Source organism: Bacteroides faecium, from assembly GCF_012113595.1.
Classification (GTDB): domain Bacteria; phylum Bacteroidota; class Bacteroidia; order Bacteroidales; family Bacteroidaceae; genus Bacteroides; species Bacteroides faecium.
In genome coordinates this window covers 5,577,436-5,591,249 of sequence record NZ_CP050831.1, presented here as the reverse complement: position 1 = coordinate 5,591,249, position 13,814 = coordinate 5,577,436, and the positions used below count along the sequence as shown (strand labels likewise).

At 43.9% G+C, this 13,814-nt stretch carries 10 protein-coding genes; all 10 read right to left on the bottom strand.

Features of this window, described 5'->3' with window-relative positions:
* Positions 1 to 4: 4 nt before the first annotated feature.
* Positions 5 to 991 carry a glycoside hydrolase family 18 gene (locus tag BacF7301_RS20990; protein ID WP_167965913.1) on the bottom strand — a complete coding sequence of 329 codons (987 nt, stop codon included), beginning with the start codon at positions 989 to 991 and terminating at the stop codon, positions 5 to 7.
* A gap of 25 nt (positions 992 to 1,016) precedes the next feature.
* Positions 1,017 to 2,609: a RagB/SusD family nutrient uptake outer membrane protein gene (locus tag BacF7301_RS20985; RefSeq protein ID WP_209319466.1), complete on the bottom strand. Its 1,593-nt coding sequence runs from the start codon at positions 2,607 to 2,609 to the stop codon at positions 1,017 to 1,019.
* A 4-nt stretch (positions 2,610 to 2,613) separates the two neighbouring features.
* Positions 2,614 to 5,967 (bottom strand): TonB-dependent receptor, encoded by a 3,354-nt coding sequence (locus tag BacF7301_RS20980; protein WP_167965909.1) that lies wholly within the window; start codon positions 5,965 to 5,967, stop codon positions 2,614 to 2,616.
* Between the two features lie 190 nt (positions 5,968 to 6,157).
* Positions 6,158 to 7,144 carry a FecR family protein gene (locus BacF7301_RS20975; RefSeq protein WP_167965907.1) on the bottom strand — a complete coding sequence of 329 codons (987 nt, stop codon included), beginning with the start codon at positions 7,142 to 7,144 and terminating at the stop codon, positions 6,158 to 6,160.
* A 53-nt stretch (positions 7,145 to 7,197) separates the two neighbouring features.
* A complete protein-coding gene (locus tag BacF7301_RS20970; protein ID WP_167965905.1) occupies positions 7,198 to 7,752 on the bottom strand; it encodes an RNA polymerase sigma-70 factor in 555 nt (184 codons plus the stop codon).
* Positions 7,753 to 7,946: 194 nt separating this feature from the next.
* Positions 7,947 to 9,263, bottom strand: coding sequence for an L-fucose:H+ symporter permease (gene fucP / locus BacF7301_RS20965; RefSeq protein WP_167965903.1), 1,317 nt, complete (start codon positions 9,261 to 9,263; stop codon positions 7,947 to 7,949).
* Positions 9,264 to 9,298: 35 nt separating this feature from the next.
* On the bottom strand, positions 9,299 to 9,691 hold the full coding sequence (locus tag BacF7301_RS20960; RefSeq protein ID WP_167965901.1) for an L-rhamnose mutarotase: 393 nt from the start codon (positions 9,689 to 9,691) through the stop codon (positions 9,299 to 9,301).
* 6 nt (positions 9,692 to 9,697) lie between these two features.
* Positions 9,698 to 11,128 carry a rhamnulokinase gene (locus BacF7301_RS20955; RefSeq protein ID WP_167965899.1) on the bottom strand — a complete coding sequence of 477 codons (1,431 nt, stop codon included), beginning with the start codon at positions 11,126 to 11,128 and terminating at the stop codon, positions 9,698 to 9,700.
* Positions 11,129 to 11,147: 19 nt separating this feature from the next.
* Entirely contained in the window at positions 11,148 to 11,786 is a 639-nt protein-coding gene (locus tag BacF7301_RS20950; RefSeq protein WP_167965897.1) for a class II aldolase/adducin family protein, read from the bottom strand.
* 197 nt (positions 11,787 to 11,983) lie between these two features.
* Positions 11,984 to 13,759: an L-fucose isomerase gene (gene fucI / locus BacF7301_RS20945; protein WP_167965895.1), complete on the bottom strand. Its 1,776-nt coding sequence runs from the start codon at positions 13,757 to 13,759 to the stop codon at positions 11,984 to 11,986.
* Positions 13,760 to 13,814 lie beyond the last annotated feature (55 nt).

Sequence of the window (13,814 nt, the reverse complement as noted above, 5' to 3'; positions counted from 1 at the left end):
CTCCTTATTTTATGGGTGAAGGATTCAATGTACGAATAGCGTTACATGTCTGTACGTAATTCTTGCCTACATGATAATAGTCGGCTGGCATATTGTATATCGCTATTCCTGCCAATGGTCCACAACTAATTACTTGCTTTGTAAGATAAAGTATCGATTCTATATTTTTATCTTCACTATTTTTGATGAATAAGTCCGGGTCGGCACTAATGACTAACTTATCTAACGGAATACCTACAAACTCGTTTGCATAGCTGACTTGTAATTTCAGAGCAAAAATGTCGGCGACTTCTGTTGTGTTGAGTATATAATAGCTGAACATCTTCTGTTCATCCTTTGGGACGAATGTCGGATTTCCTTCGAAAAACAAAACTTTCCCGTCTTTCATTAGTGGTGACAGTTTACTGAAGACGAGGGTACGCATAGCAGCAATAATTTCGTTTTGAGCTTCGTCCGAACCGGTATCCAGATTGCCTTCATAGCTCAATGAGATGCCGTCGAGATTGTGTTCTTTCACGTTTGCCACTACTTGGTCAAGATACGTAGCCAGTTGCTTTTGCAGATCACCCCCTGCTTTTTCAATTTCTTCTTTTTGGGAAGTGAGGTCTATGCCATAAAGTACAGAGGTGCCAAACTGTTGTTGCAAGTGCGGTATGTCTTCCAGGTCATATGCTGAAAGTTTGTTTGCATTCGTCAGGATCACGCAATCGAGACTGTCAGGAAGCGAGCGCAAAAAGTCTTTCTCTCCATTGCCGCTATTACCGTTAGGAAATCTGGCAAAGACACGATAATGTGTCTGCTGCTTATATGTGCGTACGTTTGCTGTATATTTGGCATATAGCTCGGGGTTTTGTTCTTCGGGATTTTTAACTTCCAGACCTACAGTCTCCGGGTCTGTCCAGTCATCGCAGGATGTCAGCAGGCATCCGGTGAAGGCTATACCCGATAACAGATATACAACTATACCTACTATGAATTTAATGTGTCTCATATTTTTTTGTTTTTAAGGTTACACTCTATTCGACATTTGGATTACAGTCCCACCATAAACGAACGTTTATGCCATCACTTCCCAACATTTGTACTGCCTCTGCCACATGTCCTCCATCAAGGCTATACTCTTCAGCAGGATAGTGCAAACGACGTATACCTATGTCTGTGAGGTTGGAGAATGAGCTTTTATTGTCTACGATAGGTAACATTTTCGGATAACCGGTACGACGGTGCTCGCTCCATGCTTCAATGCCCAATGGGTAGATGGCAATCCATTTCTGTGTGATGATACGTTCCAGATTTTCTTCGAAATGATTACCTTCCGTCTCTTCATTCCATGCAATGGTGATGCTGGACGGAGCACTGGTATTGTATTTGCCTAACGGATCTGTATATGGGCTAGGTCTGAGGCTGTTGTTACTGGCATAGGCCGCAGCACCGGAAACTCCGTACTGGTCGAATGAAAGAGCGATTCCCTTTTCATAGAAGTCTTTGGCTGCTCCTCCCATTGACCATTTCCGTAATTCGCCTTCGGCACGAAGGAATGCTACTTCGGCAGCTGTCATCCATATATATGGATCTGTGTCGGTCATCAAGCGGTTGGAATAAGTGCTTATTAGTGCATCATCAGATACACCCGTAGGCTGGATTCCGATTCGTAGGCCGTAATAGCCTGCTGCATCTTTTCCTGCTCCTTTCGTGAAGTATTTTTCAAGACGAGGGTCTTGGTATCCGTTCATATAACAAATGATATCGGCACCGATGCGATAATCCCCCCAGTTATTGAAACATAGAGCAGATCTATTTTCCGCTACATGTAGCTGGGCATTGTCGGCGTTGTCTTCTATGACGCCTGCTGCTACTGCTGTTTCGGCAATTCTTTGTGCTTCGGTTTTCATTTCCGGAATGTAGGATAATCGCATTGCCATGCGTAATTGCAATGAATGGAGATATTTACTCCATTTCTCTATATTACCATAATATACATCGTCGAGTTTTTTCAATGCTGAAGCGTCGAGCATGATGTTTTCGGTCAGAGTCTTGTCGGCTTCTTCCAGTTCCTTAAACATCTGCATGTAGACGTCCTTTTGAGAATCGTAAGCTGCACTCAAAGCATCGGCATTTTCATCTTGTGAGATGATCTTGCTATAAGGGATAGGACCGAACATGTCAGTGGTGCGATGCATGACAGCTACCCTTAGAATTTTGGCAATAGCTTGTGGCACAGCGGCATTCTCTATTCTTAGAATCTTGCGGTAACTGGGGTAAATGTTGACTATCGGGTCGGAGAAAGAAGCTTTCAGCCAATCTGATTTCGGATTGTAGGTTGAATATTTTTCTCCCCAACCTGTGCGTGTTTCACTAAAATATCCACCATAGGAACCACCGCACATTGCTTCCATAAACTGATAAAGATGTTCCTGTGTAGGAATTACTTGCGCTTCAAGTGTCTTTAGATTGGAACCGATAATATAGTTATCCCGTTCCATCTCTGCCTGAGTGGTTTCAAACGGATTACGATTAATATCAGCGTCCATACAACTACCCAAAGCGAGCAATGAGATGAGAGCTACCGCTACGTGACTGATATGTTTTAAATATTTCATGTCTTTCATCGTTTTAGAAGTTTATCTTAATATTGAATCCGATATTACGACTACTCGGCATCATAAAGTAATCTATCCCTTGATAGAAGTTTCCGGTGCTTGCTACAGCCTCGGGATCGAATGGTGCCTTGTTGTAAATCATCCAGAGATTGCGACCTACGAAAGCTACGTTTATATCGCATATATTGCTTAGCCAACGGCGGGGAATAGTATAGCCGATACGTGCTTCCTGTAGGCGAACGTTCGTTGCACTATAAATGTAATATTGAGGAAGCCCGCTGGAAGTCGCAATTGTTTCAAACCATTTCTGTGCGTCTATCATGCTACGACCGTTAATCATGACTCCTCCCGCGTCACGTGCGGCGGCAGTTCTTTCGGATACACCATATTCGTCGAGTGCGGCTTGTGTAGCCGAATATACGATACCCCCCAAACGGGCGGAAATAAGAAATCCTACGTTGATGCCTTTATAGGAGAAAGAGTTATTCCATGCTAAGTTGGCTTTAGGAAATACGCTACCCAATTTCATATCTTTCAGATTGTCAGCTTTTAATATATTGCCGTTTTCGTCTACCTGGATTCGGCCCTTATCGTCACGTATAACATCAGATTGTGTGTACAGGTCGCCTAAGGAACCGCCTTCTTTTAGAATGAATTTAGCTTGGGCAAGACCTCGTCCGTCTGATGGTTTCAGTTCAAGGCGGTCTTTGTTGATAGTAAGTCCGGTTTCCGGGTGTACATAGTTTCTTACCAGTTCAATGAGTTTGTTCTTGTTGGATGAGAAGGTAAAACCGCTATCCCATTTAAAGTTACTCCACGTATGTGTGTAGCTCAACATTCCTTCTACTCCCAAATTGCGCACAAATCCTGTCTGCACATATAGTTTGTCATAGCCGGAAGATACGGGAATCTGCGGGTCAAACGTCTGATTATATGTATTGGAATAATAGAACGAGGCGCTTAATTTAAAGTCTTGTAAAAAAGTGGCATCCACACCAATTTCCCATGAGTTGGTACGCTCGGGGTAGAGTGTTCCGATAGGGTAGTTGGATTTCTCTTTCCATTGTTGCGTGGTGGCATCGTAGGGGAAAGTCGGTATGGTCAGATAGCGTGGATAAGGAGAACCCACGGAGCTGTATGAACCGCGTACTTTTAAGTAATTCACCCATTCGGGCAGTTTGACCATTTCTGTGATTACTGCGGACAGACCTACTGACGGATAGAAGAATGAGGGTTGTGTGGTGCCATGAATCTGTGATGCCCAATCATTGCGTCCAGTCAAGGTGAGGTAAAGCATGCTTTTCCAGCCAATTTCTGCACTAGCAAAGATGGATTGTGTCATTTCTTCCCAAGCTACTTGAGTGGCACGCTTCTTTACATTGTCGAGGTCGAAGACATTAAATAAATTGGGGATTCCATTGTCTTGAATAGGTCCGCCATAACCCAATGAATAGCTGGTGTTGCGGCTCAAACTGGTACCAAGGTTGACTACAATACTGAAATCATCAATACGTTTGTTGACATTTGCTAGAAAATCGGCATATGTTTGTGCCGTCTCGGTTTTCTCAATGGTGTAATGTCCTTGTGTACCACCGTCAGTTAGTGTGGCGATAGTGCCGGCATAGAGCTTTTGCTCATAAGTATTGTTTGAATTATCTATGCGGATGCGTCCGGACAAACTTAGCCAGTCGAGCACGTCATATGTCAGTGCAGCAGATAACATATAGCGTTTCTTGCTGTTTTCACGCAGATTACGGTAAGCAATCCAGTATGGATTTTGCATACGCAGATTACCTTCTCCTTGCGGCCAGTATGGCAGACTGATTTTCCGTGCATCGCTCCAGCGTTCGAAAAGTTTGGTCAGGGAGAAGTCGTCGCTACGCGGGAAAAGGTATGCCGATACTAAAGGGTTGGAATATTGTCCTTGATTAATCATGTTACGGTCGTTCTGGATGATGTAACTTGCTCCTACGTCGAGTTTCATCCGGTCGTTAAGGAAGCTGGTCGTGTTTCGGAAAGTGAAATTATATCTGTTGTACCTATTGTTGGGAACCATTCCTTCGGAGTTAGTTGCGGCTGCCGAGAAGAAAGTCTGGTTCTTTTCTGTACCGGTGGACAGAGTGACTGAGTTGGTGTAAACGGCTCCTGTTTCCAGAAAATCAGTAGGTTCATATCCGGTATGGTTAGATTCATTTAACTTCGGTCCCCAACTTAGTGTGGTGGAACCGTTGGATTTGCCATAACTTCCTGTCCCATAACGGTTCTGGAACTTGGGCATAACAAATGGCTTCAACCAGTCGATGCCGCTTGATACACTAGCTTGTAGTTTTCCGGCTTTACCTTTCTTGGTAGTCACTACAATAGCACCGTTGGCTGCGTTGCTACCGTAAAGGGCTGCTGCAGCTGCGCCTGTCAGCACGGATATGCTTTCAATATCTTCCGGGTTTATGTCAGCTATTGCTTCGGTTTCTCCTTTAGAACCAAATTCTGTAGAACCGCCGCCGCCGAAATTGAACATCGGTATGCCGTCAATAACGTAGAGAGCATTACTGCTCTGCTCGATGGACTTTGTACCACGCATCACTACTTTACTAGCACCACCTACGCCGGATGAACTACTGTTGATAGTAACCCCGGCAACTTTACCGTTGAGGCTGTTGACAAAGTTTGCATCTTTGATTTCTGTCAACTGTTCCGATTTTACTTGCTGTACATTATAACTTAACGCCTTTTGTTCACGTTTGATACCGAGGGCGGTTACTACTACTTCATTCAATTGCTTGGTGTCGCTTTGCAATTTTACTTCATAGGTGTTCCTATCTGTTATTCTTATATTTTGAGATGTATATCCTACATAAGTAAAACTTAATGTATTACCCGGAGAAGCGGTAATTGTGAAATTGCCGTCCATATCGGTGATAGCTCCTTCAGAGCTTCCTTCTACCTTGATGTTTACTCCGATCAAAGGTTCATTGTTTTCGTCAATTACCTTTCCTGTCACTTTCTTGACAGGAGTTTCTTTAGGCTTGTTGTCCGGAATAATCATAATATATTTTCCTTTGAACTGATAGGTGAACCCGCTACCTTTGAGTATTTGTACAAGGGCGTTTTCTATTGTTACGGCTCTTAGGTCAAGATTTAAAACAGGCTTGTTTTTTAATTGGGAATCATTGAAGCCGACAGAGAAGTCGGATTGTCTTTCTACTTCTTTAAGCGCCTCTATTACAGATATATTTTTCTTTTGAATAGTAATCTTGGCACTGTTTTGCGCAAAGGCGGGTGTCTGCATCAGTAACAAACAGAAAAAAAGTAAAAAACTTCTTCCCTTTGCTGTCTGGTTTACTATAAATTCATAAATTTGTAGCATTTTCTTAGTATTAGGTTATTAACTAATTTATTTCACGGTAATTAAGAGTAAAACTCTAATATTGAGAATTTTGATTTCATATCCGGGATAGAGTTCGGGCTCTGTTCCGGATACTTTTTTACATGTCTGTAAAGGGTTAAAAAGGTTTGCCTATATTGTTGTTCGTTTTTACTGTGATTTAATTCCTGGATTATTTAGGAATCAGGTAACAGCGATCCTCTTTTATTTTATAGTCCATTTGACCTACTACGTTAACTATCACATCCATTACTTCTGATAGTGTTGCTTGGTCTTTAAAACGGAAGCTATATTTGTCTTCTTTCAAATTTTTGAGTTGATACTCGAATGTATATGGATATTTACGTTCAAGCACCGTAATAATCTCTTTTACACTCATTTCTCTGAATACAAGCTCGCCACGTTGCCAAGCTGTAATATCATTCATATCCGGGGTATTCAGACTGTAGCGGCGGGTTTGTTTATGATACGCCAACTGTTCGTTTGGCTTCAGAATCATTTGTGAATTCAAGTCATTATATTCCACGAGCACACTTCCCGAAATCAAGGTTGCCGCTACTATCGGGTTCTCGGGGTATGCAGCTACGTTAAATTCCGTTCCGAGTGCTGTTACCTGAAAATCGTTCGACTTGACGATAAACGGATGCTTCTTGTCCGGCTTCACTTTGAAATTGGCTTCACCGATCAGAAATACACTACGGTCTTTGCCTGTAAATTCCTGCGGATATAAAAGGGTGCTTTGTGAGTTCAGTTGTACTTTGGTTCCGTCGGGCAAGGTGAGGGTCCGCATTTCTGCTGTCGGGATGTATTGCTGCAATAAATTAGGTTCCGTATCTTTTCCTATGGTAGAAAGATAGACGGAAGAAGCAGCTATTATAAAGAATACGGCTGCCACTGCCTGCCAAATATGGATTGGGCGGATTCTCCGTTCTTTTCGTGTGGAAGGAATGCTCGCATTCTTTCTTAATTGTTCGTATGATTGATGCATATTGGGAGCCGTGCCTTGCTTGTATCCTTCTTCCCACAGATTTTGCAATGCTTCGTCTTTCTCGGAAACATGTTCTTCATCTACCAACCATTTGTAAAATTCCTGTTGAGTAGATTCCGGATATGCGTTTCCGGTAAATAATGCCAGTATTTTCTGAAAATAATTCTTCATTTTGAGATATTAATTAGATCTGTTACATTAATATCTCAATTAACTAGGGCGGACTACTTAAAGAAAAGTGCAAAAAAAAGCAAAAAAGATATTTTTTTCATTTCAAGCAGGGTTAGATAGATGTGGTGTTCCACTGTCCGGACTGAAATGTTTAGTTTCTCGGCGATTTCATTGTTGCTCATATTTGCGAAGCGGCTCATCTCAAAAATCTTTCTGCGTTGTTCGGGAAGGCGGTCGAGAGTTAATTTGATGATTAGTTGAATTTCTTTGTAATATATGGCATTGAGAGGATCTTCTTCTTGAGAAAGTTCTTCAACAAGGCTTTTCTCTATCACTTTTTCCTGATAGGCTAATTCTATTTTTTTATGTTTGATAAAATTGAGAGTCGTACTTTTGGTAAGCGTATAAACGTAGGGTTTTAGGTTAGGAACTTTTGTCCATATCTCAGGTTGGGTCCATAATTTCGTGAAAACGTCTTGGGCGATGTCTTCGGCATCTTCTTCGGATTTAAGTAGCATGAAGGCGAAATATTTTACTACGGAATAATATTCAGCGAATATTCCTTCAAATTGTTCTGCTAAAAATATATCGTCTCGGCTTTTGGTCATTGGGTTAACAAATTATTGAAAATCGAATGGCAAATGTAAACAAATAAAATAAAGATACGAAGAAAAAAGGAATTGTTTATAAAAAAAAGACAAATAAAAATAGTGACGCTATCCCTTGCGGATGGCGTCACTATGAGAGTGGGATAGTGACGGTATCACGACGGGATAGCGTCACTATTTTTAAGTATGTTTTTCTACCAGTTTCTTTTCACTGTGCGGTAACCATAACCGATAATTACGAGGAAGCAGATAAAAGGCAGAATGAATGAAGCGTTGGCTGCCGGCAACCAGCCGATTTCTTTCATGTCAATAATGCTTGCCTGCAACGGGGGAAGGATAGAGCCGCCAAGGATAGCCATGATAAGTCCGGCTGCTCCGAATTTGGCATCATCTCCAAGACCTTTCAAGGCAATACCATAAATGGTGGGGAACATTAAAGACATACAAGCGGATACAGCTACCAGGCAATACAATCCGTAGATATTTTGAAGGAAGATAGTGCCTAAAGTGAAAATGCCTCCGAAAATCGCCAGAATCATCAATAATTTTCCTGCATTCAGATAGCGCAGAATGAAGGTGCAGATGAAACGGCTGATACAGAAGATAACCATCGCTATGATGTTGTATTGTTGAGAGAGTACTTCCGCGCTCTTCTCATCCATGCCGAATTCCGGTGACATAAACAGGCGTGTGCCGTATTGGATAATGAAAGTCCAACACATGATTTGCGCGCCTACGTAGAAGAATTGGGCAATCACGCCTTCACGATAGCGTGTCTGGGTGAAAATACGTTTTAATGTCGGGAAGAAATCAATTTTGTGATTCTGGTCTCCGTTCTTCGGCATTTTTACGAATCGTATTATGAGCAGCATTGCCACGATAATCAGTCCAATGATAAGATAAGGGGCAATTAGAACGGCAAGGTCGCTTTCTTTGATAGCCTGAAATTCACTTTCGTTGAGCAGGGCGCGGTCTTCAGTACCCATCGGGTGCAGTTTGGCTTGAATGAATTGCATGGCTACATACATTCCGAGCAGTGAGCCCATCGGGTTGAAAGACTGGGCGAGATTCAAACGTCTGGTAGATGTTTCTTCCGTTCCCATAGAAAGGATGTAGGGATTACAGCTTGTTTCCAGAAATGAGAGTCCGCAAGTCAGGATAAAGTAGGCAATCAGGAACGGATAGTATTCCCCTGTCATTTTTGCAGGGAAGAATAGGAATGCTCCGAAAGCATATAGTCCGAGGCCTAGCAGGACGCCTGCTTTATAAGAGTATTTGCGGATGAACATTGCTGCCGGAAAAGCCATGGCAAAATAGCCACCGTAAAAGGCAACTTGTACCAATGCCCCGTCGGTTGCACTCATCCGGAAGATTTTGGAGAATGCTTTCACCATCGGGTTGGTGATGTCGTTTGCAAATCCCCATAGCGCAAAACAAGAAGTGATGAGAATAAAAGGGACAAGATAATTGATGCCATCTTTCGACAGGATGGACTGTTTGATGTGTTTCATGGTTCTTTCTGGTTATTTGATAGGTATTGTTTTTTTTAGGTATTATATAGATGGAACATTCTTTCCATTGGTTTCCATTTTTCCGCGGAACTCATCCCGGGAGCGGCTTGCTGGAAGATAGACATGTATTCTTCCCATTTCTGTTGGCGGGGAAGTGTGTTCAGGCGTGCCATTGCCGTGTCCCAGTCAAAGTCGACGGGAGTTTCGACAATCATAAACAAGCGCGTGCCAAGAATATAGATTTCCATTTCGAGGATGCCTACTTCCCGGATACCTGCAAGGATTTCAGGCCATGCTTCCGCCTGGCTGTGTCTTTTACGATATTCGGCAATCAATTCCGGTGAATCGCGTAAGTCGAGAGTCTGGCAATATCTTTTGACGGGGACGCTGTAAGATTGGACTTGATAACCGGTTTTGGGTGTTTCCATATGCTTTTATTTTTTAGGGTAATATATTTGTGGTGTAACGCTTCGGCTTACAATCTCCCTTAGTTCCTGTATATCGCTGATTTCTCCCTTAGCCATTGCCTGTGTCAGGATATTACCTATGGCTGTGGCTTCTACCGGACCGGCATAAACAGGGATATTGAGTGCGTCGGCTGTAAGTTGGTTGAGTAATTTGTTTTGTGAACCTCCGCCAATGATGTTGAGTTGGCGAATCGGAGAGGGGAGACAACGGTTGAGCTTTTCTACTGCCTGCTGATATTTGAAAGCTAATGACTGGAGCACACATCTGACTATTTCCGCTTTGCTTTGAGGAATCGTCAGAGAGTGATTCCGGCAATAACTTATAAGGGCAGCCTCCATGTTTTCCGGGTTCATAAATTCCGGGGCGTCAACAGGAATAATCGTATTAATTTCCGTTTCGGCGGCTTGTGGAATGATTGTGTCATAACTCTCTTCCTCTCCGCACGCTTTCCATTCACTCATCAGACGTTGCAGAATCCATAGTCCTGTGATGTTTTGCAGAAAGCGGATGCGTCCTCCTACGCCTCCTTCGTTGGTGAACTCGGCTTGTCGTGCTTCCTCTGTCAGTATAGGTTCATTCACTTCAACGCCCAGTAGCGACCAGGTACCGGAACTCAGGAAGGCGATGGGGGCTTCTGTTGCCGGGACGGCGGCGACGGCGCTGGCTGTGTCGTGAGAACCTACGGCTATCACGTCTACTACGCCTAGTCCGGTTTCCCGCGCAATGTCTTCTTTTAAAGTTCCTCTGATAGTCCCCGGTTGGATAATCTCACCAAACAGATGTTCGGGAAGTTCCAACGCACGAATGGTTTCTTGTGACCAGTTTCGTTGTTTTGCGTCAAGTAGCTCCGAGGTGGAAGCTATACAATATTCATTATTGGCTATTCCGGTCAGGAAATAACTGAAAAGGTCAGGCATGAAGAGAAGCTGGCGGGCAACTTCCAATTGAGGGTCCCGGCTCTGCTTCATACTATACAGTTGGAATAGTGTGTTGATAGCCATGACTTGTATTCCGGTGGCAGTATAATGCTTCCGTTCATCCAGAATTTTGAAAACTTCCGCCGGCATTCCGTCTGTTCTCGCATCCCGGTAACAGATGGGGTTGCCTAAGAGGTTCCCGTTCTTATCAATCAGTCCGAAATCCACGCCCCATGTGTCAATGCCAATTCCTTTGACGGCATATCCCTTTTGTGCGGCTAGTTTCAGTCCGGTTTTCATATCTTCGAACAGGGCAGGGAAGTCCCAATAAATATGATTCCCAAGTTTAACCTGGCGGTTGGAGAAGCGGTAGACCTCTTCCAGTTCCAGCTTTCCACGGAGAAGGAAGCCGGCGATAATCCGACCGCTGCCTCCTCCAAAGTCTGCTGCTAAATATGTGTTTTTAATGGTATCTTTCATGGTAGGGTATGTACGGATACTATTTTGTTTTCTTTCCTAATACATAGATTTCCAAGTCTTCTATTTCTGCCGGTGTCAATACGGAGTAATCACCGCCGGACTGAACAATAATCCGGCATGCCATTTCGAAGAAAGTGGCGCGTTCGTACACTTGGTCGAAGTCCTTTCCGCAGACCACTTGTCCGTGGTTGGTCAACAAGACTGAATTGTGTTCGAGCATGGCGTCTACTACTGCTTTGGCCAGCTCCGGTGAACCGGGGCGATAATAAGGAATCACAGGAATCTCTGAACCTACGTGGCAGGGAATTTCTGCTGTTACATTAAAATTAGTCGGCTTGTTCTTCATGCAGGAGATAGCTGTGGCATACTCCGACTGAAAATGGAGTACTACATTTACATCCGGGCGTTCGCGGAGAATACCCAGGTGGAAAGTGCTTTCCATTGAAGGTTTAACGCCATTAGTCGGTGTTCCGCTGGCGATGTTGCAGATGGAAACTTTTTCTTTGTAAAGGGTAGGTACCCAGGAACCTGTGCCGGAAATCAGTGCTTCATCACCGATTCGCCAGGAAAGGTTGCCGCTACTGCAAAGCATCAGTTTTGCGTCTCCGTAGCGATGTGCTTGTTCTATGAACTGTTCGATATGTTCGTTAGTAATCATAATGGCAAAGATAATTTATTTATAATAATAGTGACTTAAAATTAGTTAGATAAATGGGAAATTAAGAGGCACCACGGATTACACAGATTCACACAGATTAAATAAATATGTATATCGGTACCCTAATTCACTATGGGGTATTCAACGAAAATGAAAATAATCTGTGTGAATCTGTGTAATCTGTGGTGAACTCTTAATTATTTGTAGATAGGGCCGTAAGTGGTACAAGCTCTGTAATCCGCTCCTTCCTTATCCATGCCGAAAGCATTCCATGCAGCCGGACGGAATATCTCGTTTTCTTCTACATTGTGCATGCATACCGGGATGCGGAGCATGGAAGCGAGAGTGATTAAGTCCTGACCGATGTGCCCGTAGCTGATAGCTCCGTGATTAGCTCCCCAGTTATTCATTACTGAATATACATCTTTGAAAGCTGATTTGTCACACAAACGGGGAACGAACCAAGTGGTAGGCCATGTCGGGTCTGTACGCATATTCAGTTTCTGGTGGATTTCAGAGTCTATTTCAACTGTCCATCCTTCTGCGATTTGCAGGACAGGGCCGAGTCCTTTAATCAGGTTCAGACGCATCATAGTGACAGGCATACCCCCTTTTGACAGGAAGTTGGAAGAGAAACCACCGCCACGGAAGTAATCACGGTCTGCCGGATACCAGGTAGTTGCTTTCAGACAGTTTTCTACGTCTGCGTCAGTCAGGTTCCATGGTTCTTTCATTACCGGATTGCCTTCTGCGTCTAGTGACTGGCCGGAACCGTCGAGGGTTGTTGCACCGGAGTTGATAAGATGGATAATACCGTTTGCTGCCAAACCGGTCAATTCTTTACCGGTCACGCGTTTCACGGCTTCGGGGCTCCAATAAGTACGTACGTCGGAGAATATTTGCGCACGGTTGGTCAGCAAGTGTCCGAACAGCATAGCTACACCGTTGCAGGCATCATTCTCGGTAGCTACCACAAATGCTTCGCGGATACCATTCCAGTCGAAAGAAGTATTGAGCAGAGCTTCGGGGTAGTCACCGTTCGGATAGAAGTCTGTCCATTGGCGTTGTCCCTGGAAGCCGGCTGCGATGGCATTGTGTCCCAGAGCTTCTTCTTTGAATCCCATCTCTTTCAGTTTGGGGTTGCCGGTCATCAGGTCGCGCATGATAATTGTCATTTTCACGATAAATTCCCAGTCAGCATCTTTTTGTTCACGGCTTTTGCGCTTTTCGGGACGGTTCTTGAAGTCGTCTCCTTCGTTTACCTTGCAGTTCTTTTCTGTCCATGCCATTGCTTTTGCATATTCTTCATGGTCGTAGATGCCTTCGTCCATGCGGCGGATGATTTCTGTAAGGTCGATGGATTCATTACGCATGCCCAGATATTCCTGGAAGAAATCAGGGTTGACGATTGAACCGGCAATACCCATAGATACGCTACCCATAGACAAGTAAGATTTGCCTCTCATAGTAGCTACTGCCTGTGCGGCGCGTGCAAAGCGAAGAATCTTTTCCGCTACATCTTCGGGAATGGAATTGTCATCCAAATCTTGAACATCATGTCCGTAGATGCCGAATGCGGGAAGACCTTTCTGTGCGTGTCCTGCCAGTACGGCTGCCAAATATACAGCGCCCGGGCGTTCTGTTCCGTTGAATCCCCAAACGGCTTTCGGGTAATGAGGGTTCATGTCCATCGTTTCAGCGCCGTAGCACCAGCAGGAAGTGACGGTGATAGTAGAGCCTACACCTTCTCTTTCGAATTTTTCAGCACAAGCTGCGCTTTCGGCTACACGGCCGATAGTGCTGTCGGCAATAACACATTCTACAGGACTTCCGTCACCGTTTTTCAGGTTGCTGCTGATTAATTCGGCTACTGCTTTAGCCAGGTTCATTGTCTTTTCTTCAAGGCTTTCACGAACGCCGCCTTGGCGACCGTCGATAGTGGGACGAATCCCGATTTTCGGATACTTTTTCATGGTTTCTTTTTAATTATATAGTTAATTAATATCTGTGCTGAACTGTGCTGATTGA

Bases quoted from the DNA above. Each gene is read 5' to 3' on its own strand.
- BacF7301_RS20990 (WP_167965913.1), bottom strand. From the start codon at position 991: ATGAGACACATTAAATTCATAGTAGGTATAGTTGTATATCTGTTATCG.
- BacF7301_RS20985 (WP_209319466.1), bottom strand. From the start codon at position 2,609: ATGAAAGACATGAAATATTTAAAACATATCAGTCACGTAGCGGTAGCT.
- BacF7301_RS20980 (WP_167965909.1), bottom strand. From the start codon at position 5,967: ATGCTACAAATTTATGAATTTATAGTAAACCAGACAGCAAAGGGAAGA.
- BacF7301_RS20975 (WP_167965907.1), bottom strand. From the start codon at position 7,144: ATGAAGAATTATTTTCAGAAAATACTGGCATTATTTACCGGAAACGCA.
- BacF7301_RS20970 (WP_167965905.1), bottom strand. From the start codon at position 7,752: ATGACCAAAAGCCGAGACGATATATTTTTAGCAGAACAATTTGAAGGA.
- fucP (WP_167965903.1), bottom strand. From the start codon at position 9,263: ATGAAACACATCAAACAGTCCATCCTGTCGAAAGATGGCATCAATTAT.
- BacF7301_RS20960 (WP_167965901.1), bottom strand. From the start codon at position 9,691: ATGGAAACACCCAAAACCGGTTATCAAGTCCAATCTTACAGCGTCCCC.
- BacF7301_RS20955 (WP_167965899.1), bottom strand. From the start codon at position 11,128: ATGAAAGATACCATTAAAAACACATATTTAGCAGCAGACTTTGGAGGA.
- BacF7301_RS20950 (WP_167965897.1), bottom strand. From the start codon at position 11,786: ATGATTACTAACGAACATATCGAACAGTTCATAGAACAAGCACATCGC.
- fucI (WP_167965895.1), bottom strand. From the start codon at position 13,759: ATGAAAAAGTATCCGAAAATCGGGATTCGTCCCACTATCGACGGTCGC.